General features: G+C 64.2%; 20 protein-coding genes and 1 pseudogene. 11 read left to right on the top strand and 10 right to left on the bottom strand.

The window, feature by feature from the left end; genetic code table 11:
* The first annotated feature begins 98 nt into the window (after window positions 1–98).
* From ACOGJB_RS16820 to ACOGJB_RS16795, 6 genes are all read left to right on the top strand, one after another.
* Entirely contained in the window at window positions 99–1,463 is a 1,365-nt protein-coding gene (locus ACOGJB_RS16820) for a serine hydrolase domain-containing protein (RefSeq protein ID WP_419838235.1), read from the top strand.
* A 154-nt stretch (window positions 1,464–1,617) separates the two neighbouring features.
* Window positions 1,618–4,401, top strand: coding sequence for a CaiB/BaiF CoA transferase family protein (locus tag ACOGJB_RS16815; RefSeq protein WP_419838234.1), 2,784 nt, complete (start codon window positions 1,618–1,620; stop codon window positions 4,399–4,401).
* 290 nt (window positions 4,402–4,691) lie between these two features.
* The gene (locus ACOGJB_RS16810; RefSeq protein ID WP_419838233.1) at window positions 4,692–5,225 is read left to right on the top strand and encodes a disulfide bond formation protein DsbA; all 534 of its coding nucleotides are present in this window, start codon (window positions 4,692–4,694) and stop codon (window positions 5,223–5,225) included.
* A 27-nt stretch (window positions 5,226–5,252) separates the two neighbouring features.
* The gene (locus ACOGJB_RS16805; protein ID WP_419838232.1) at window positions 5,253–6,425 is read left to right on the top strand and encodes an amidohydrolase family protein; all 1,173 of its coding nucleotides are present in this window, start codon (window positions 5,253–5,255) and stop codon (window positions 6,423–6,425) included.
* A gap of 156 nt (window positions 6,426–6,581) precedes the next feature.
* Window positions 6,582–7,607, top strand: coding sequence for a hypothetical protein (locus tag ACOGJB_RS16800; protein WP_419838231.1), 1,026 nt, complete (start codon window positions 6,582–6,584; stop codon window positions 7,605–7,607).
* 8 nt (window positions 7,608–7,615) lie between these two features.
* The gene (locus tag ACOGJB_RS16795) at window positions 7,616–9,406 is read left to right on the top strand and encodes an RCC1 domain-containing protein (protein WP_419838230.1); all 1,791 of its coding nucleotides are present in this window, start codon (window positions 7,616–7,618) and stop codon (window positions 9,404–9,406) included.
* 110 nt (window positions 9,407–9,516) lie between these two features.
* Here ACOGJB_RS16795 and ACOGJB_RS16790 read toward each other — a convergent pair whose 3' ends face one another.
* Entirely contained in the window at window positions 9,517–10,263 is a 747-nt protein-coding gene (locus ACOGJB_RS16790; RefSeq protein WP_419838229.1) for a CBS domain-containing protein, read from the bottom strand.
* Between the two features lie 1,088 nt (window positions 10,264–11,351).
* Here ACOGJB_RS16790 and ACOGJB_RS16785 point away from each other — a divergent pair.
* Window positions 11,352–12,014, top strand: coding sequence for a hypothetical protein (locus ACOGJB_RS16785; RefSeq protein ID WP_419838228.1), 663 nt, complete (start codon window positions 11,352–11,354; stop codon window positions 12,012–12,014).
* A 145-nt stretch (window positions 12,015–12,159) separates the two neighbouring features.
* On the opposite strand, the gene ACOGJB_RS16780 is transcribed toward ACOGJB_RS16785, so the two are convergent.
* The 5 genes from ACOGJB_RS16780 to ACOGJB_RS16760 all read right to left on the bottom strand — a co-directional run bounded on the left by ACOGJB_RS16780 (window position 12,160) and on the right by ACOGJB_RS16760 (window position 13,931).
* A complete protein-coding gene (locus ACOGJB_RS16780; RefSeq protein WP_419838227.1) occupies window positions 12,160–12,585 on the bottom strand; it encodes a type II toxin-antitoxin system VapC family toxin in 426 nt (141 codons plus the stop codon).
* Complete coding sequence (locus tag ACOGJB_RS16775; RefSeq protein ID WP_419838226.1) at window positions 12,582–12,866, bottom strand: type II toxin-antitoxin system Phd/YefM family antitoxin; 285 nt, start codon at window positions 12,864–12,866, stop codon at window positions 12,582–12,584. The genes ACOGJB_RS16780 and ACOGJB_RS16775 overlap by 4 nt, the downstream gene beginning before the upstream one ends.
* A 103-nt stretch (window positions 12,867–12,969) precedes the next feature.
* The gene (locus tag ACOGJB_RS16770) at window positions 12,970–13,260 is read right to left on the bottom strand and encodes a hypothetical protein (protein WP_419838225.1); all 291 of its coding nucleotides are present in this window, start codon (window positions 13,258–13,260) and stop codon (window positions 12,970–12,972) included.
* A 205-nt stretch (window positions 13,261–13,465) separates the two neighbouring features.
* Complete coding sequence (locus ACOGJB_RS16765; RefSeq protein WP_419838224.1) at window positions 13,466–13,669, bottom strand: hypothetical protein; 204 nt, start codon at window positions 13,667–13,669, stop codon at window positions 13,466–13,468.
* A 22-nt stretch (window positions 13,670–13,691) separates the two neighbouring features.
* A complete protein-coding gene (locus ACOGJB_RS16760; RefSeq protein ID WP_419838223.1) occupies window positions 13,692–13,931 on the bottom strand; it encodes a type II toxin-antitoxin system HicA family toxin in 240 nt (79 codons plus the stop codon).
* A 195-nt stretch (window positions 13,932–14,126) separates the two neighbouring features.
* Here ACOGJB_RS16760 and ACOGJB_RS16755 point away from each other — a divergent pair, with 195 nt between their 5' ends.
* Genes ACOGJB_RS16755 through ACOGJB_RS16745 form a run of 3 tightly spaced genes read left to right on the top strand, consistent with a single transcriptional unit; the run spans window position 14,127 to window position 16,536 of the window.
* A complete protein-coding gene (locus ACOGJB_RS16755; RefSeq protein WP_419838222.1) occupies window positions 14,127–15,332 on the top strand; it encodes an LLM class flavin-dependent oxidoreductase in 1,206 nt (401 codons plus the stop codon).
* Window positions 15,329–16,102, top strand: coding sequence for an acetoacetate decarboxylase family protein (locus tag ACOGJB_RS16750; RefSeq protein ID WP_419838221.1), 774 nt, complete (start codon window positions 15,329–15,331; stop codon window positions 16,100–16,102). Before ACOGJB_RS16755 ends, ACOGJB_RS16750 begins: the two co-directional genes overlap by 4 nt.
* An 11-nt stretch (window positions 16,103–16,113) precedes the next feature.
* On the top strand, window positions 16,114–16,536 hold the full coding sequence (locus ACOGJB_RS16745) for a VOC family protein (RefSeq protein WP_419838220.1): 423 nt from the start codon (window positions 16,114–16,116) through the stop codon (window positions 16,534–16,536).
* 307 nt (window positions 16,537–16,843) lie between these two features.
* Here ACOGJB_RS16745 and ACOGJB_RS16740 read toward each other — a convergent pair whose 3' ends face one another.
* Window positions 16,844–17,206, bottom strand: a complete 363-nt coding sequence (locus tag ACOGJB_RS16740; RefSeq protein ID WP_419838219.1) for a hypothetical protein — start codon at window positions 17,204–17,206, stop codon at window positions 16,844–16,846.
* A 430-nt stretch (window positions 17,207–17,636) separates the two neighbouring features.
* On the opposite strand from ACOGJB_RS16740, the gene ACOGJB_RS16735 reads away from it, so the two are divergent.
* The gene (locus ACOGJB_RS16735; protein ID WP_419838218.1) at window positions 17,637–17,921 is read left to right on the top strand and encodes a VOC family protein; all 285 of its coding nucleotides are present in this window, start codon (window positions 17,637–17,639) and stop codon (window positions 17,919–17,921) included.
* A 59-nt stretch (window positions 17,922–17,980) separates the two neighbouring features.
* Here the strand turns inward: ACOGJB_RS16735 and ACOGJB_RS16730 are convergent, their stop codons facing one another.
* The 3 genes and pseudogenes from ACOGJB_RS16730 to ACOGJB_RS16720 all read right to left on the bottom strand — a co-directional run.
* Window positions 17,981–18,283, bottom strand: coding sequence for a type II toxin-antitoxin system death-on-curing family toxin (locus ACOGJB_RS16730; protein ID WP_419838217.1), 303 nt, complete (start codon window positions 18,281–18,283; stop codon window positions 17,981–17,983).
* A gap of 90 nt (window positions 18,284–18,373) precedes the next feature.
* On the bottom strand, window positions 18,374–18,583 hold the full coding sequence (locus ACOGJB_RS16725; RefSeq protein ID WP_419551964.1) for a hypothetical protein: 210 nt from the start codon (window positions 18,581–18,583) through the stop codon (window positions 18,374–18,376).
* A gap of 175 nt (window positions 18,584–18,758) precedes the next feature.
* Window positions 18,759–18,911: pseudogene (locus tag ACOGJB_RS16720) on the bottom strand (N-acetyltransferase); the annotation flags it as partial.
* Window positions 18,912–19,307: the final 396 nt, after the last annotated feature.

Here is a 19,307-nt window from a genome sequence, read left to right as displayed (position 1 = left end):
GTGTCCGACACGGTAACGCTGCCCCGACTGCAAGCGAGGCCATTCCGTCCGACGCAAGGCACAAAAGGATGCTGCCTGACGGCCTTACGCTGCCCCCCATGAAGCGACTCGCATCGGCCTTGCTGAGCATGGGTCTGCTCGCGGCAGCCTGCAGCGGCACCGACGAGGCAACGCCTGAGTCCCCCGCCACCGCTTCGGCACCTGCCGCCACCGTCAGATTGCCCACGACGACCGATGCGCCGGCGCCCGCCACCACCGCCACCCCGACAACCGCCACTGCTGCGCCGCCCGCCACCACCGCTGCGCCGCCGACGACCGACGAGCCGCGGGCCGAGCCCGATGGCGAAGGTGCCAACGAATCGCTGGATCCGCTCAGTGCCGAGATCGGCGACTGGATGGACCGCACCGGCGCCCCGGGCGTCGTGATGGCCATCACGCGCGGTGGTGCCGAGCCGATGACCTTCGCCTGGGGACTGAGCGATATCGCCACCGGCGCGGCTATGACCGTCGATCATCATGTCCGCATCGGCTCGGTCACCAAGCCGGTCACCGCTGCAGTGGTCCTGCAGCTCGTCTCCGAAGGCGCAGTCGAACTCGACGCTCCGGTCGCGCAGTACTTGGGCGAAGACTGGGCGCCGGGCTACGAGCACGCTGCGGCGGTCACGGTGCGTGACCTGCTCGGGCATACCTCGGGCTTTGTCGAGTACGCGTTCGACGCGCAGTTCTACCGACTCGCAGCGCCCCGGCTGGACGAGCAGATCTCACCGCAAGAGATCTTGGAATTCGCAGCGGGGTACGGACCGGTGGCGGAGCTGGGGACTGAGCGCTACTACAACACGACCGGCTACGTCGCAGCGGGCCTGCTCATCGAAGCGGTCACCGGCAACACCGCAGCCGCCGAACTGCGGTCTCGTGTCTTTGGGCCGCTCGGCCTCGAACACGTCTACCTGACGCCCGACGAGTTCCCCCCCGAGCCGACGGCCAACGGATACGTCGGAGGGACGATTGGCTACCTGATGGGACCGCTGCTGGGTCTCACCAGCGACAACCAGATAACCCGCAACGACGCCATTTTCGTGGATATCGGCACCGTCCCTAGCGACTTCGCCCGTTCCGCCGGGTGGACCGGCGGCGGCATCGAGGCGCAGATCGGCGATGTGGCGCTGCTGATTCGCGGACTCTTCTCAACCGACATTCTCGATCAAGAACAGATCGCTCTCATGACGACGGGTCACCCCGATCCCGCCGACAGCTCCGGACTGGGCATCTCGACCGAGTCGGTCATGGGTCTGACGATCTACACCCACGGGGGCGGCGTGCCGGGCTTTCGCACCATTGCGGCCTACGCCCCCGCTCTTGATCTGGGCATCGCGCTCACGACCAATCTGCTGGGTCTTGAGGCCGGCGACGACGTGGACGACCTGCTGGAGCGTCTCGCCCCGATCTTGGCAGCCATGATCTGACGGGCACGGAGGCGAGCCGGCAGGCGAAGCCGTGGCCCGTGCGCCCAATCGCATCAAGATGGGGAACACGAGTGGGTGCCAGCAGGAGATTCCTCGAGAGGACTCACCTACCCTCGTGGCGCCCCATTGCAAGCAGGACACCGAGGAGGCAGCCGTGAGCCAGTTGTTGGCCGGGGTTCGAGTGCTCGAGCTGGCGACCGGCATCTCAGGTCCTTACCTCGGGAAGCTCTTCGCCGACCATGGTGCCGACGTCATCAAGGTGGAACCGTCCGGCGGGGACCCAGCCCGCCGCCACGGTCCGTGGGGCGACAGTGCGACGCCGCCGCAGGGTGCCGACAGCCTGGAACAGTCACCACTCTTCCTGCACCTGAACACCAACAAGCGCAGCGTCATCGCCGACATAGGCAGGCCCGCACCTGCCCCTCACAACAGAGCGCCCTCACCCAGCGCCGATGACATCGAACTCGTTCGAGCGATGATCGCGGCGTCCGACATCGTGGTCGAGGCCTTCCCAGCGGGTCACCTCGACTCGATCGGGCTCGGCTACGACGTGATGTGCACGCTGCGGCCTGGCATCGTGCTGACCTCGATCACACCGTTCGGCCAGGCCGGCCCCTACGCCGACGCCGGCTACCGGGGCAGCGACATCGTCACCTATGCGATGGGCGGCCCGATGTGGGGCACCGGCATCGACGAACGCGAGCCAGTGAAGCTCAGCGGGGATGTCACCTCCTACCAGGTCGGCAACCTGGCAGCGGTGCCGACGCTGGCCGCGCTCATGATGAGCCAGCGCCATGGCCGCCCGAGCCACATCGACGTGTCGGCATTCGAGGCGCAAGCCGGCACCATCGACCGGCGAGCGTCCTACCTGCTGTACGAGGCGTGGACCGGCACTGATGTCGGGCGGGACCCGCGCCAGCCCCAACGTGCGTCGCCCGTTGGCTTCTACCCCACCGCGGACGGATGGGCGCTGGTGTTCACCTTGCCATCGTGGGCCCCGCGGATGGTGCAAACGCTCACCGACGCAGGACTCGGCGGCGAACGAGGCGACGGCGATTCGCTGGCTGAACGGTTTGCCAGTCCGGCGTGGCTGGTCGATCCCGAACTGCCCGACATGGTGGAGACTGCCCTGTATGTGTGGCTGGCCGGCCATACCCAAAGCAGCGTCGGCGCCGCAGCACAGGTCAACAAATGGGGCGTCACCCCGCTGAACGCGCCGATCGACCTGCTCGACGATCCTCACTTTGAGGCCCGCGGCTTCTTCATTCCGATCGAACACCCCGTCGCCGGCACCGTCACCCAGCTCGATGCGCCGTTCCGCATTCATCGCGACGCTCCGAATGATGCTGCCGAACAAGTACCAGCGGCCCCGCGCGCTGCCCCACTGCTCGGCGAGCACGATGCCCAGGTGCGCGCTGGTCTCGCCCCAGTCGCCTCCGACAGCGCAGGTCAGGCCAACGGCGCCGAGAGCACTACACCGAACACCACCCCAGTTGTCCCCGAGAGCAATGACCGCCCGGCGACGAGCCAGTCGCCCCCCAGCGTCGCACTGGACGCTGCACCGGCACCTCGAGCACCCGCGGGCTTGCCCTTGGCGGGCATCCGTGTGCTGGACCTGACCGTGGTGTGGGCCGGGCCGGCCTGCACCATGTATCTCTCCGATCTCGGTGCCGAAGTGATCCGGGTGGACAACCCCTATGTGTTCCCGACCGCGACGCGGGGCCTCATGGTCCGGCCGTCACGGGAGATCGCTCCCGAACTGGGGCCGCTGTCGGGCTATCCGGATCACGATCCGGGGCGGCGCCCGTGGAACCGCCAGAACCTGTTCAGCGCCCACGCCCGCGGGAAGCTGAGCTGCACACTCGATCCCCGGACCGAACTCGGTCGCTCGACGCTGCACCGGCTCGTGCGGCAAACCGATGTCATCGTCGAGAACAACTCGCTGGGCGTGCTGCCGAAGCTGGGTCTCGACTGGGAAACCGTGCACGCCGTCAACCCGCGCACCATCGTGCTGCGAATGCCGCCCATGGGCCTCGAGGGCCCGTATTCGGACTGGGTGGGTTTCGGCGCCAACTTCGAGGCATTGTGCGGGCTGACCGGTTTGCGCGGCTACGCCGACGACAACCCCACCAGCCTCACGTCGGTGTTTCACATGGACCCTGCGAGCGCGGCCACCGCGGCATTTGCGCTGCTGGCGGTCCTGCGCCGCCGCGACGGCGTCGACGGCACCGGCGGCACCGGCGTCGGCGAGCTCATCGAGTTCTCGCAGTCCGAGAACGTGATGCAGCACATCGGGGAGTACTTCATCGATGCCGCGACCACCGGCACGCGCCACCAGCCGCTGGGCAATCGCTCGGTGGCTCGCGCCCCCCAAGGCTGCTATCGCTGTGCAATCGACCCCGCCCGCCCCGACCAGGACGACGAATGGGCGGTGATCGCCTGCGAGACCGACGCCGACTGGCGTGCCCTCGCGGATCTGGTTGACAGCGATCGCGCCGATGGCGCAACGGGGCTCGGCGACGACGCTCGTTTCGCGACGCTCGCCGGCCGTATGTCACACCATGACGAGATCGACTCGCGCATCAGCGCCTGGACCGAACAGCGCACATCGGCCGAGGTGTTCCACCGGTGCCAGCGGGCTGGGGTGCCCGCGGGGCCGGTGATGCGTGAGTCGCAACTGCGCACCGACCCCCAGATGGGCGACCGCTGCTGGTTCCGCCAGAACGGCTCGGTCGAGCAGGGCTGGTACAGCTTCCCCGGGCGCCAGTGGCGCTGGGACGGCCCCGAGATGCCGTGGCGCCCGATCGGCATCCTGGGCGACGCCAACGAGTACGTGTTCCGGCAGGTCCTGGACCTCGACGACGCCCAGTGGCAGGCGCTGTGCGACGAAGGCCACATCACCCGCGACTACCTGAACCCCGACGGCACCTCCATGTAGCCAGCGCACGGAGCAGTCACCCCGCGACGATGCTGCCGGACAGAGTCGACAGTCCCTGCCACCTTCTCGCCGCGGTCGCCCGGCACACCAACGCCGGGGCCGCACGGCCGACGATTTCGTTCGACGGCTCAGCCTCCTCATGCATGACACAGATAGATTGCCCGCATGGCAACAGACACGGGCACAGAAACCGAGATCGAGTTCTGGGTCGACCCCATCTGACCTTGGTGCTGGGTGACGGCCAGGTGGGTCGTCGATGACGTCGCTTCCGAGCGCAACCTGAAGGTCAAGTGGCAGCCGATCAGCCTGCTGTTCAAGAACGAGCCGCCGACAGACAGCCGTACTACGACGCGGTCGTGGGCACGCACGGTCAGCTGCGGGTCATGGAGTCGATCCGAGCCGCCGAGGGCGACGACGCCGTGTTCGGCGTGTACTGGGATTTTGCGAGCCGCATTCACCACGACGGCGACCGCGATTTCGACATTGCGAAGGCCCTCGAAGAACTCGGCATCGATCCCGAACACGCCAAGGCAGCCACGGACGAGAAGTGGGATGCCGAGATCCGCACGCGCATGGACGAGGGCTTGGAGCTCGTCGGCACTGACGTCGGCACGCCGATCATCGCCCTGGACCGCAGCGACGGCGAGCGAGTGGGCATCTTCGGTCCGGTGATCACCCGAGCCCCCAAGGGCGAAGATGCCCTCAAGCTGTGGGACGGGATGACCGCCATGATGGACATCGACGGTTTCTGGGAGCTGAAGAAGACCCGCACCGAGCGGCCCGAGTTCGGCGATCGCCCGGTGACCGTCCCACCGGTGAGCTGACCGACCCACAGGGGGACTTACCGAGCGATGAGCGGCACGATCCTCGACGATCTGAAGATCATCGACACCGACAGCCACTGGTCCGAGCCTTACGACCTGTGGACCTCGCGAGCGCCTGCGAAGTATCGCGAACGTGTCCCTCGGATGACCGAACGCGACGGCAAGCGCCGCTGGTGGTTCGACGATTCGATCCCGATCGGGCTGCCCATTGCGTCCTCGGTCGTCGATCCCGACGGCCAGAAGGTCACCGGCACGGTGTTCTTCGATTTCGACAACGAGATGGTGCACCGCGCCAGCTATGACGCGCAGGCTCGGGTCGAGATGCTCGACGAGCTCGGCATCGAAGCGCAGATCATGTACCCCAACGTCGCCGGCTTCGGAAATCAGAACTTCCTGAAGTCGCCCGACGACGCGCTGCGGCTCATCTCCGTCGAGATCTACAACGACGCGCTCGCCGAGTTTCAGGAGGCCACGAACCAGCGGGTGTTCGGCATGGCGCTGCTGCCCTGGTGGAATCTCGACGCTGCGGTGCGTGAGATCGAGCGCTGCCACGCCAATGGCCTGCGCGGCATCGTGACGTGCTCGAATCCCGAGGAAGCCGGGCTGCCCGACATGGCGATGCCCCACTGGGACCCGGTCTGGCAGGTCTGCTCAGACCTTGCGATGCCGGTCAACTTCCACATCGGCTCGTCGAAGGGCAATCTCGACTACTACGGCAAGGCGCCGTGGCCGTCATTCGGGCCTGAACGACGGCTGGCGGTGGGCTCGGCAAATCTGTTTATGGGCAACGCCCGAGTCGTGGGCAACATGATTTACTCCGGCGTGCCCGAGCGCTTCCCGGACGCAAAGTTCGTCTCTGTCGAGAGCGGCGTCGGCTGGCTGCCGTTCTTCCTCGAAGTGCTCGATCACCAGATGCACGAGACGGCCCCCAACGAATTGGCCGACCTCTCGATGCTCCCCTCCGACTACTTCCGCCGGCAGTTCTACGGCTGCTTCTGGTTCGAGCGGTCCACCGTGAAGCCGACCGTGGACTACGTCGGCGCGCAGTCGCTGATGTTCGAAACCGACTTCCCGCACCCCACCTGCCTGTACCCCCGCGACGACCACGACTTGGCCAGAGCCCTCGAAGGCATCCCCACCGCCGACGTCGAGCGAATCATGTCCCTCAACGCCGCCGAGCTCTACCGCATCGACATCTGACCCGCGTTCGCGCCTGTCAACCTCCTGGTCGGCACCGCTTCCCAGAAGCCGAGGCCAGATGGGCTGACGTCACCCCGAGATTGGACGCGTGGGTGCGCGCGGGATGGGCCACAGGCCGCGACCTGCGGATCTGGATCCGAAGGATCGTTGGCTACGGTGCCCGTGGTGCCGAATGAAAACGACCGGCTGCCCGACGGCGACCTGATGCTCAAGATGGACACGGCCTGCAGGAGCACCCGCGACCTCGTGGCTAGAAACCCGGTGGAACCTGACCTCTGGGATGGCTACGTCGTCGCGCAGGCGTGGCCGTTTGTCACTGCCCTGTACAGCGGCGTGGAGCAGGCGCTCAAGATGCTATTGATGGCCACCGATCCGCAACCCACGGTTAGTGAAGTGAAGAAGTACGGCCACAATCTGAGTCGGCTCTACTGCGCATTGTCGCCGGAGGACGCAGCGCACATTGAACTGCACTTTCGCGAGCACCGGAGCTTGTTCGAGTTCCTGCAGCAGCACGACGAGTGCGCTACGGCGGAGAGGTTCATCACCCATATCAATGGCGCTGGGAAGGCGAAGGGACACGAATGGTGGAGATACACGCTGCTCGACCCCGACTTGAAGCCGCCCTTCACGGAGCCTTGGACCATGTGTGAGGTGTGGCAGGCGGTCTGCTGCTGCCTCTGGACCCGGCGATCTGGCCGAGGTCGCCCCTGCGAGCGACTGAGCCAACGTCTGTTGTTGCCGCTGAGGGACATCGCGAACGGTGCCACCGCCTCCTACGGGGATTTCTCGTCCGATCTCGACATCTGGATGTCGCACATCGATGGTGACAATCTTGCCGCTTGGGTGGACCTCCTAGTCAAGTCAAGTCGTGGCTCGATGGATCAGGTGCATGCACCGGAAGCTCTCCGTGGCGACCTCGACAAGATGGCACAGCGAGCCATCGAACGCCTGTCGGGCCGAATGGCTTTGCCGGCCGAGCTGCTGCTTCTGCTGCCTGCAAGTCAACGAGATCAGGTTCAAGCACACCGCCAATTTGCTAACCCGGACGAGCAGATGCTCCTGCGGCGAGTCCAGCACACCGACCGCAAGCTCACCTGGGAGCCGCGCACCGGAGAATTCCGTTGGGCGGGGGTATCTTCGACCGGCTATTCGGAAGCGGAACTGTCTGGACCTGCGGAGTGAGTCCTGCTATGCGATCGAGGCGTCGATTTGCGGTAGCGGTGCTGTCGCTGAGCTTGCTGGCAGCCTGCTCGGAGGATGCAGCGGCTCCGCGGCTTGCCGATGAGTCCTCTTCCGGTAGCAGCTCCGATTTCGTAGCCGCAGGTGCCGACGACGCACCGCGGCTCGCCGATGGGTCCTCGTCGGGTGGCGGCTTCGTTTCGGTTGCAGCGGGGGCAGGCCATTGGTGCGGGCAGCGTCTTGATGGCTCGATTCGCTGTTGGGGGCACAACTCCGCCGGGCAAGCGTCGCCGCCGGGTGGCGAGTTCGCTGCAGTCGAAGCGGGTAACGGTTCCACCTGCGGGCTGCGCGTCGACGGAGCTGTCGAATGCTGGGGCCGTGACCCGATCGTGGCGAGGCTGACGTCGCCACCCAGCGACCGGTTCGGATCACTTGGTCTCGGGGTCCGTCACGCGTGCGGGCTGCGTGTCAACGGCACAGCGCGCTGTTGGGGCTACAACTCCGCCGGGCAAGCGTCGCCGCCGGGTGGCCTGTTCGCCGCGGTCACGGCTGGAGGATTTCACTCGTGCGGGCTGCGTGTCGGCGGTCAAGTCGAGTGCTGGGGCAATGACTGGCATGGACGGGCGTCGCCACCGAGTGGCGAGTTCGCTGCAGTCGACGCGGGAGGTGATCACACCTGCGGGCTGCGCATCAGCGGCGCCATTGAGTGCTGGGGTTCCGACGAACTCGGATTGACGTCTCCGCCCAGCGGCGAGTTCGCTGCAGTCGACGCGGGTAGTGATCACGCCTGCGGACTGCGCAATGACGGCACACTCCAGTGTTGGGGAGACAATGCGGCTGGAGAGGCATCTCCACCCGGCGGAGAATTTGTTTCCGTCTCGGCCGGGTCCGGGCTTTCGTGCGGGCTGCGCCCTGGTGGTGAGATTGAGTGCTGGGGCGACAATCGCGGCGGCTCGGCGTCGCCGGCCAGTCGCGACAAGTTCACTTCGATTGATGCCGGGTCGTCTCACTCGTGCGGGCTACGCGCCGATGGTGCCGTCGTGTGCTGGGGTAGTGACGACTACGGGCAGGCGTCGCCGCCGGGCGGCCAGTTTGCCGCGGTCGCGACTGGACATAATCAGTCGTGTGGGCTGCACACCGACGGCACGCTGCAGTGTTGGGGAGACGACGAAGACTGGCAAGCGCCCGGTGGCGAGTTCGCATCTGTCTCGCTTGGTCTCACTTATTCGTGTGGACTGCGCGTCAGCGGTGCTATTGAGTGCTGGGGCCGCAACGACCACGGGCAAGTGTCGTCGCGCGGGGTGTTCGCGGCAGTCGCCGCGGGCCCATTTGGTCACTTCTGCGGGCTGGGTACTGACGGCGCACCCCAGTGTGGGGGCAACAACGTTCACGGGCAAGCATCGCCGCCGGACGGCGTGTTCGCATCTGTCTCGCTTGGACATAAGAATTCGTGTGGGCTACGCACTGGCGGCACCATCGAGTGCTGGGGTAGTGACGACCACGGGCAAGCGTCGCCGCCGGACGGCACGTTTGCCGCAATCGCGCTCGGGTCCGTACATGCCTGCGCGCTGCGAGATGACGGCGCAATCCGGTGCTGGGGTAGTGACGACTACGGGCAAGCGTCGCCGCCGGACGGCGAATTCACGGCCGTTGCTGCTGGCAGCGGTCATTCGTGCGGCATACGCCTTGAGGGCACGGTCCAGTGCTGGGGCTCGGACCGGAGTGGACAGGCATCGCCACCCAGCGACGAGCCGAGCCCCACCAACTGGGCCAAGCCAGACCCACCGCCAACGACCCACTAACCGAGTTCCATTCCCGTCGCCGTTTGGGACTGTCAGGATGCCCTTCTGGCGAGCGCGTCAACCTCCCACACCTCAACCCAACCGGCTAATGCGGAATCTGGGTCAAGCGGTCAGGCTAGATCTCTCAAGTAATCGAGTAGATGACGATGCCGACCTATGCCGTCTACTTCGAGCCTGTGTCCATGCATAACGGCATTGCGCTCCGCGGACATAATCTTGAGTTCTTGGACAACAATCTCTCGGTCTTGATGCGGCACGACTTTACTCCAGTTTTCTGCGTTTTTTAGCGCCTGGATACACTGACCTATGCCCCAATGGCTCACGGTGCTAACAGAATCAATGGCTCCGCTGACTAGGTCCAATTCACTTTCATCTCGAAGCTGTCCAGCGAGCGTCCGAAGATGGATTTCAATTTCATTGAAAATAAGGAACGGTTCTAAGCGACTCGCGAGAAACTTGCTGAGGTCATAGACGGTCACGATTCCGTCAATTTGGCCTTGATCATATAGTAACACCGCTTCAGCTTCCATTATCTTAGGAATTGCCGCAAAGAGTTCATCATCTCTTTCAACAACTGGCAAGTCGACAAGCGCCTCAACTAGCTCAGGCTCATTCTTCTTTCTAAGCCGGGCATCCGCGATGCTCTGCCAAGTGATCACACCCTGCAGCTTACACATGAGCGGTTTGTCGCTATCGAACACCGGTATCTGACTGTACTTGTGGATCTGCATCAGTGTTACTGCGGATTCAATAGATTTGTGCGCTGGTATCCATACCAGTTCTCCATCAAGAAATAAACCCGGAATCGAGGCTATGGACAAGGGATAATTAGGCGAATGATTTTCGTCTGTGGTCATGTGTTTGATCCTCCGACAGTCGAGGGATTTGAGAGGCCGCTGTGACATTGAGTTCATGCGTCAAAATGGATGCGACAGCGGCCATTCATTCCGGTTATCAGGAAAGGCGATGATGAGCTTTAGATGACAGCCGCCAGCATGATGGTTAATGTTTCTAATTCAAGGGTATCTGCCCCACCGAATAGTTGCCTGTGACTCGTTGCTGGCTTGACGTTCGTTGCATACATCGAGTCAGAGTAGCTACCCCACGGAGTAGTGGGCTTCCCCGGGGCCCGTTCGTACCGATCACTCGCGCAGGCGAGCTACCTGCAGGGCGGGCCGCCCAGTCGCGCACGGCGCTCGTCTATAGGTGCCTCGATGTCGTCGTCGGCGTGTCAACGGCACGGCTAGCCAACAGGGCAAGCGCCGCAACGAGGCCGACGAGGCGACACTCTGACGGCACCCGTCACACAGACGACGGCAGCGACCGTACCACTGTGACCTTGGGCGCCGCACTCGGCTCGTACCGATACACCGCCGTAGGGTGCGCACTCAAGGACCCTGACTCGTTGGGAGGAAACATGGCACCGAATGGAATCATGAGATGGGAGGCCAGCCTGATACGCCGGGAGACGATCAATGGCCGCGAGCACATCTCGAACGACAGTGCGGAGGTCAGCAGCAACTCCCCGAAGGGAGCGCTCCAGTCAGCGCTGTATGAAGTGTGGCCAGATCTCAAGATGGCTGGCCCGCCGGTGTTTGATTCCGACACGGTTACGACGTCGGCGTTAGTCATCACTAGGAGAAGCCGAGACGTCGTCGGATGGCTCAGGGTGAAACCGCTGTGAGCGACGAACGGCACGAATGGCGATTGGGGCCGTTGACATCCAATAGGCGTGACCAGCATGCGATAAACTATCGGCGGTGCTCGCTGAAGTCGGCCCATCTCAAGTGAATTCCACATGAATGACGCCACAATGGGAAGGTGTATTCGCTTACCTTGGGGAGAATGGGCAATACGACTCGCCGCTAAGTTCCAGGTTGGTAGCCAGCTGAATGTCCAAGCACATCTCGGTGCACATAGAACACGAGAATTCCAATGTCGCGTCGTGATGGCGAGTCGTGAGCATTCATTGGCTGAGATCTGCCGACCTGAAGGTTGGTACTTCGATTCGGCCGATGGGACTCGGGCAATCTGCTGGAGCCAATCATTACAGGCGGTTTGGAGCGGCAAGATAACAGGTGTCAACGTATTGACGGCCCAGGGTGATCTGTTCGTTCATCGAACACGGGTGAACGCAACGGTGAGCGTACTCCACTACGCGCCATTAGCTAATGGAGACATTCGTCTCGTCGTCGCGCAGATAATTGATCGTGGGCCTCCAATTGTTCGTCCCAAGTTTGGAGAAATGATATCTGATTTCGCGCGGGTGCGAATGCCAGTTGTGGGCGTTGACGAGGTATCGGCAGTTGCGGCTCATTTGGAATCTGGGAACTTCGGATTTCTGCCGACGCGGTCTGGCATCGCATCAAATGAACTCCGGAAGGGCGCTTCAGGCGCGCCATCCGAGCCGCTCGATGACGGCTATGACGAGCTGGAGCTATCGGAGTACTGGCGCGCGCAGGGAGAATTACGACGCGAGAAGGCGGATTGGTCTGCCGACTGGTTTCGTTACGTCAGCGACGACGATTTCGAGGATGGTATTGACGATGATCATTGGTATGTAAGTGACTACGGCTATAGCGATGGCGTCGATAGTGGCTATTGGTGATGTCCCGGGACATCGGATCTTGCTCAGATGCGACTTTAGTTGATTGGCACGCGGCCCCCCACCTTGTTGGCGTGTCGTTGAGCCCGCGACGGAGCGAAGCCGAACCGCAGATAGCCGTTCTCGGGGAGTGTCTGAGGTTCCCTGGTCAGCCGGGGACGACGGCGAGTCCTTCGCGTTCGGCTGCTTCGGTGAGGCGTTGGTCCAGGCTCACGAACTGCAACGGGGCACCGAGTTGGTCTTGAACATGCAATGCGGCGCCGAGTTGGGCGGCGTCGGCAGCGCGAAGCCGATGCCGTGCCAGCACCGACGTCGCACGCGACCGCACGGCCAGCACCTCGACCACTTCGTGCCATGTCGCGCTGAATGCGTCCAAGCGGCTCATGACGGCGCGGCGCTGCTCCCGCGAGAGATCGCCCTCACGCGCTCGCCGCTCGGTGGCGCTTGCGATCTCGACACGCGTCCATGCCCACGTCGCGATGACACTGTCCTCGCCCAGCCACGACCGCACCACCTCAGACGTCGCCTCGGAAACCACGAGCGGCGCCAGCGCCGAGGTGTCCCAATACCTCACACACGATCCTCTCTCTCGGCGGCCAACGCTTCGGTGAGGCCGGCCGGGACCTGCAAGGGAGGCTCGTCGAGCACGTCCGCGGCATCTCCGTGTCCGGCCCGAAGCACACCCGAGGTGATCAAACGGCTCAGGTGCTTGTCCTCGGGCTCAGCGGGCGGCACGAGCCTTGCGACAGGCGTGCCGCGATCAGTCACCTGTATCTCGCCGCCTCGTCGCACTTCGCGCAGATAGCGCGACAGATTCGCCTTCAACTCGGAAACGGACACGGCGCCAGCACTCATATGACCACACTTGTCAGCGCAATAAGACCTGAAGGGTCAGCAACGGCTCTCAGGAGACGCATGCCGCGTGGCGGGACAGCGGGAGCGCAACCGGCCGTGAGTGTTATGCGAGCGCGTGATCTGTCGGCGCAGCGGGTATGGCGTCCATGCCGTCGCGAACATCAACAACCCGCAATCCTGAAACCGCGCTCACGTCTCGAATTGCCTGCTGGATGGCGTCCCAGCGAGTCGGGGCTTCGCGGTCAAACTCGACGGTGCGGTGGCCGATGCTGGCATCGGTGCAACCCGCCTCGTAGAGCGTTGCGAGATTGTCGTCGTCGAGCAGGTCAAGCCCGTCGGTGACCAGCACGAAGTGGTGGACGGGATTGCGTTCCGTCGAAGGTTGCTGAGTCATGGCTCCTCGCCGATTCTCTGGCACCGCCGGATGCGCCCTCGCACCTTACGCGCCTCGTTCCCACCGCTTCGAGGCGTGCCAGACACCGACGCGGCGCAATCCAAGTGCGCACGCTGCTCGGAGTACGGGCAGAACGCCTCGCTCAACGCCGCAGAGCTGTATCGCATCGACGTCTGAGCGACGCGGCCGCCCAGGTCAGCCAGGATCAGGCTGTGACGGTGCCGACCGTGGTTTCCGGCGAGACGACAACCTCGGGGTCAACGCCGAGCAGTTCTCCGGCTTCCTGAATCAATGCTTCAAGTTCAGCGAGCGTGGCGGCGTTGGCGAAATAAGCGGATTCACCGATGTCGCCTTCGGCTAGCCAATCTCCGCTTCCGTCGTCGTCTCGGGTGATCACGACCTGCGCCATGCCATGCCCTCCGTTGGGAAATTCAGAGTAACGCCTCGATCTCGTCCTCGGTCAGCCCCACCCTCTCGACCAGCATCGCCCGCAGGTGCTTGGGCTTCACCGTCCTGCCCTTGTGCATCGAGAGGGTGATCGTTTGTCTTCCTTCTGCCCGCAACAAGATATGCGAGCCTCTCTGGCGGACTTTCTGATAGCCGACCTGTCGGAGCAGTCGAAGCACACGGTCGGGCTTCAGGGCAGGAAACCTCGAGACCGGAAGTGCCATTCGTCTAGTGATACAGCTTTAGATTAGTGTCAGTCTATTTTATTTTATTTTATTCCCTTCACACGCAACCGGTGCATGAAGACTCGGTCTCTCGACATCGGCCTTGTTTGCATCGAGAGCTGCAACGTCGCCTGGGGTCGAGGGCAGCGGTCAGCGGGCCGACGACGGTTGACGCTGCTGGGCTAGAACAGCACGATGAAATTCGGGATCTTCTACGAGTTGTCGGTGCCGCGGCCGTTCAGCCGGGTCAACGAGTGGCTGACGTACCACAACGCGCTCGAGCAGTGCCGGGCGGCCGACGAGCTGGGGTTCGACCACGTGTGGGCGGTGGAGCATCACTTCTTGGAGGAATACTCGCACTGTCCCGCTCCCGAGGTGTTCCTGACGGCGGTTGCTGCGCAGACCCAGCGCATCCGGGTGGGTCACGGCGCGGTGGTGTGCGTGCCCGAGATGAACAATCCGATCCGGGTGGCCGAGCGGGCCGCAGCGCTCGACATCATCTCGGGCGGTCGCCTGGAGCTGGGCACCGCTCGGTCGAGCACGTGGACCGAGCTCGGCGGGTTCTGCGCGGACCCCGACGACACCAAGAAGACGTGGGACGAGTTCGTTCGGGTGATCCCCCAGATGTGGACGCAAGACGACTTCGGCTGGGAGGGTGCCCGCTTCGAGATGCCGGCGCGCAATGTCATCCCCAAGCCGTTCCAGGAGCCGCATCCGCCGATGTGGGTGACGGTCACCACGCCCGGCACCGAGCTGGACGCTGCCGAGCGGGGACTGGGCTGCTTGGGCGTGAGCGCTGCGCCGTTCGCCGAGCAGGAACGGCGCACTGCCGAGTATCACCGCCGGATTGCCGATTGCGATCCGGTCGGCAGCTTCGTGAACGACCAGGTTCACACGCTCAACTTCTTGTACTGCCACGAGGACTACCGCCAGGCAGCGGCGCTGGGCCTGCCGATGGTGGGCGCGTTTTCCATGTCGAACGCGCACCTGTATTTCACCCGTGAGGCGTACCCGACACGGGCGTATCAGACGCTCGGCAACGCGGGCGCAGCGTTGCGCAGCCGCGGCACCCCCAATGGCAACGCGGCGGCCGATGATCCGAGCGTGGCCAAAGGCCTGCCCGAAGGCGTCGGCATCGGCGATCCCGACCATCTCGTGCGGACGATCCGCAAGTGGGAGGACGTCGGGGTCGGCGGCATCAATTTCCTGCTCAACGCCATGGAGATGATCCCCCAGGAGCAGGTCCTCGACAGCCTGCGGCTGTTCGCCACCGAGGTGATCCCGCAGTTCCAGACTCCGGCCGAGCGGGCAGCCCGAGTGGAGGCGCCGACCACCGTGCCCGATGTCGGCTCAACTGGCGCGGCCGAGCCGTCGACAGCAGCAGCGGGGGCGAGCCGATGATCTCGGGGACTGCTTCAGTCGACGAGCTGGCCGCGGATGCGCCGCAGATCTCCGCATTCAGCTCCGAGCCGGTCCGGCTCGCCGGGGTGACCAGCCTGTCGTTGGTCGCTGAGTTGCGGCGCCCGGCGCGTGAAGCCGTGCTGCCGCCGGGGCTGCACCCCATCGTGCCGCCAGCCATGTCGCTGGAGGCATGGGACGTGTCCGAGAGCCCGTGGGGGGCGTTCAGCGCAGCGTTCGTCCGCATCGTGTGTCGCAGCGGTGCACGCGCCCGGACGTTCTGCGTGGGCGCAGCTGCATCCACCGACGATGCTGTCGCCGGCTTGCGGTCACAGCTGGGCTTTCCTGCGCGGCCAGCCGAGGTCGCGATGCGCCGCCACTACAACGGTGTCGATCTGGCTGTCGCCCCGGCCGGCGAGGCCCACAGCGCCACAGCCGCTCGCAACGGTGCGGGGCCGATGCTTGTGCTGAGTGCGCTCGACCCTGATCCGCTGTCAGTCGGCGACCTCCAACACGTCGGCTCGATGAACCTGGCGCACACGCCCTTGGGGCTCCGGCTCGTGCAGGTCGAGACCCATCACGATCCGTCGCGGGTCGAGCGGCTCGCCGCCCGAATCGACGCGTTCGACGCCGGCGCTTGGGGGCAGCCGCTGCTTGATCCCTATTGGGTCGTGAGCTGCTCGGTGTCGCTGGAGGAACTCAAGATTCCGGCCATCCGCTTCGTCTGCGATCCTGGGTTGCCCGCCGCTGAGGGCACCGAGCGGGTGCAGTAGGTTCCGCTGCCATGAGCGAATCTGCCCCTGAGACGACTGGCGGCGCTGCGGAGGCTGGCCCACAGCTGCGGGCGGTGGGCGTGACGATCGACTGCGCCGACCCCGAGCGCATCGCCGACTTCTGGCAGGCAGCGCTCGGCTTCGCACGACGAGTCGGCGACGGCCGCCCGTACATCACGCTGTCCGATGGGGGCGGGAGCAGTCGCATGCTCAACCACCTGACCATCCAGCGAGTGCCCGAGGCCAAGACAGCAAAGCTGCGGGCGCATCTGGACCTGTTCACCGGTGACATGGACAGCGAAGTTGCCCGCCTGGTGGCATTGGGCGCGAGCGTGCTGGTGCCGGCCGCGGAGGAGACCGCCGGGCACTTGGGATTCCGGGCGACCGTCATGGCTGACCCGGAGGGTTCCGAGTTCTGCGTCGTCTCCCGCTGACGACCAGACCCACGTTGACGCGAAGAAGGTCGCCAAGGTGCCCCAAGCCTGCTGCTGGCGGGTCCACGGCCGCGCGCCGCCCAGGCTCATAACTACATGCACATATAAACAGCAACCAAGTATGCATTTGCATATCACCGTGGGCGACCACAGCCGGATCGCTAATGTCGAGGCGCACGACAACGAGCGGGCTGTTACCGCCGCCGAATAGGAGAAGCGCAGCGCGCCCGATCCCACCGCGTGCATGCGTGGGCGACGCAGTCGACACCGGGACCGCGACGCCGCACAATTGGACTGGAGATCCCGCTCACATCGCGGCCAGCAACTCTGGATATTTGTATCGGCGAACGGTTATCGTGCCGTCGACAAACGTGTCGCTGTCAATCTGGCGACGAGCCCCGGCAGTGAGTCCAATTGGCTCTTCTTCCGGCGGCATCGGGTCATTGGATATGTCGTCAGCCTCGGCCCATAATTCCACGAGCATACCAGCAGGATTGGCGCGAAACGCGTCAAGACACAAATACAGCGCCCGTCTGAGCATATTGTAGGAGCCAGGCGAGGGTGGACAGAGCAGAAGCGAGTTATTGGTGTCACTCGCGGGAAGGCCCATAGTCGGAGTTTCGATGAATTGCTCTTCCGAATGACCATCTTCACCGGCCCACAGCGCCACAAATCCCTCAGTCGGCCCTGGCAATGATGCAATCGCCCGAATATGGGCCGAGAGATGTTCGTGAGGGTACCCGTCGTCCTCAAGGATACGCCTTGTGAAGAAGCGGCGGAACGCGCAGACTAGTCTACACACTGCAACGGTACCAGTGCCACGGAGTCTCTCGATGGGGCCACAGAGTTAGCGTCCTGCCGTCATTAAAGGTAATCTCCACCTTATTTCGGGCGCGAAACGCTGACGTAGAAGTGCCGTCACAGAGTACATATGGTGTCGCATTCATGGATTCCCATGAATAATATGCGGTATCTTCCCTTTCGTCCAAAACTTTGTCAGGTCGCCAACCGCATCCCAGACGCGACACGGCCACGGGCGCGGCGGATGCGACCAGCCGGTCGAGTTCGCGTCGGAGTTCGGCGCCGAGGCGGGCGACGCGATGGCTCGGGCTGCGCAGTGCTGGGTAGGCGGACTGGGCGGGACCGGCGAACCGGTTCGTGTCGGGCCGCAGTCGGGCGCACACCGCAGCCTTTCCCTCGAGGGTCCGGCGGCCGTCGATCTACGGGCGCATCTGGACCTGTTCACCGGTGACATGGGCACCGAGGTTGCGCGCCTTGTGGCATTGGGCGCGAGCATGCTTGTGCCGCTGCGGAGGAGACCGCCGGGCACTTGGGCTTACGGGCAACCGTCATGGCTGACCCTGAAGGCTCGGAGTTCTGCGTAGTCTCGCGCTGAGAGCGCTGCACCGATCTCGCGCTCCGTGACCCCGCGCAGCCCCTTTGCTCAGGCGAATGTGACCCGCTCGCGGAGCCACCCTGCGAGGGAGTCCTCGTCGATGTCGCCGGCTGCCACGGCGAGCATTGTGTGCTCTGCGTCGTCTACATCTGGTGGATCGGGATCCCAGCGTCCGCCATTGAGATCGATGAACATGACGAGTGCTGCCCAAGCTGCTCGCTTGTTGCCATCTGGCAGCGGATGGTTGCGCGCCAAGCGCCAGCAGAGCACCGCTGCCTTGTCCATCAAGTCCGAGTAGAAGTCCGTCCCGCCAAAGCTCGCTTGCGGGGCGTGCAGCGCCGAATCCGCCAATTCGACACGAGCAATCGGACAGCTCTTCAGCCCGAATTCCGGTGACCTGCTCGGCAAGCCAGAAGTACTCAGCGATGCTCAGATACCGGGTCACCGCGCGAGCCGCTCAAGCAGCTCGCGATCTCTCTCAAGCAGACGTTTGGCCGTGGACGTGAAGTCGTCGTCTGCGCGTACCCGCCCGATCTCGGCGCGCAACGAGTCGACAATGAGCTGATTCATGCTCGAACCCTGGACCCGGGCGACAACCTCAGCCTCCTGCGCCAGATCGTCCGGCAGCCGGACCGTCGTCTGTCTTGTCATGAGATCATAATATCGCGATACCACTCATGAGCACCCGCACGCGCCCGGAAGCGGGCATCCACGCAGGCTGTCTCGCGAGCTCGGCGGCGTGACGCTGAGAGCAGTCAAGAGCGCTGCTGTCGACACTGCGCTCGTTCGTGAGTGCCACAGGCGGCGACCTCCACCTGATCGCCACCTACCCCGACGCAGAACCCGTGCGGCGGATGTCTTTCATCATCAGGAGCAGATGCAGGGGGTCGGTCGGGGACGGCTCGAACCCCGGGATCAGATGCAGGCAGAACGCTCGGGCGTCGTCGGATTCGGCGTGCACCAGCAGGCCCCGGCAGCCTCACACAGCCAGTCTGCCTGTGTTGACAACAGTTGTTAACATGCCGTCGCCAAAGCAATCCCGACATCGAGCGCACCATGTCGCTCAACGCCGTAGAACTCCACCGCATCAGAGCCTTGGCAATAGGCTTCGCTCGTGTCTTGGTGGGAGCGTCACCGCAGGCAGTTCGGCGGTGAGTGGGACTCGAAGATTGAAGCTTTCGCCGCCGAGTGCGACGGAGTGCAAGAGGCGTGTAGGCCGCTACGCGCTTTGGTGTCTTTGCAACGACCGTGACCCTTCGGTGCCCAACGAGACCCTCATGGGCATGTGCCTCGATGGCACCCCGAAACTCGAAGCAGACGAGTTGATGGCTGACTGCACCAAGGAGAGCGTGCAACGGTACGTGAGCAATTGGCA

Source organism: Candidatus Poriferisodalis sp. (assembly GCF_965208895.1).
Taxonomy (GTDB): domain Bacteria; phylum Actinomycetota; class Acidimicrobiia; order Acidimicrobiales; family Poriferisodalaceae; genus Poriferisodalis.
Note: the sequence above shows the minus strand (reverse complement) of the source record. Positions and strands in the feature narration are given on the sequence as shown.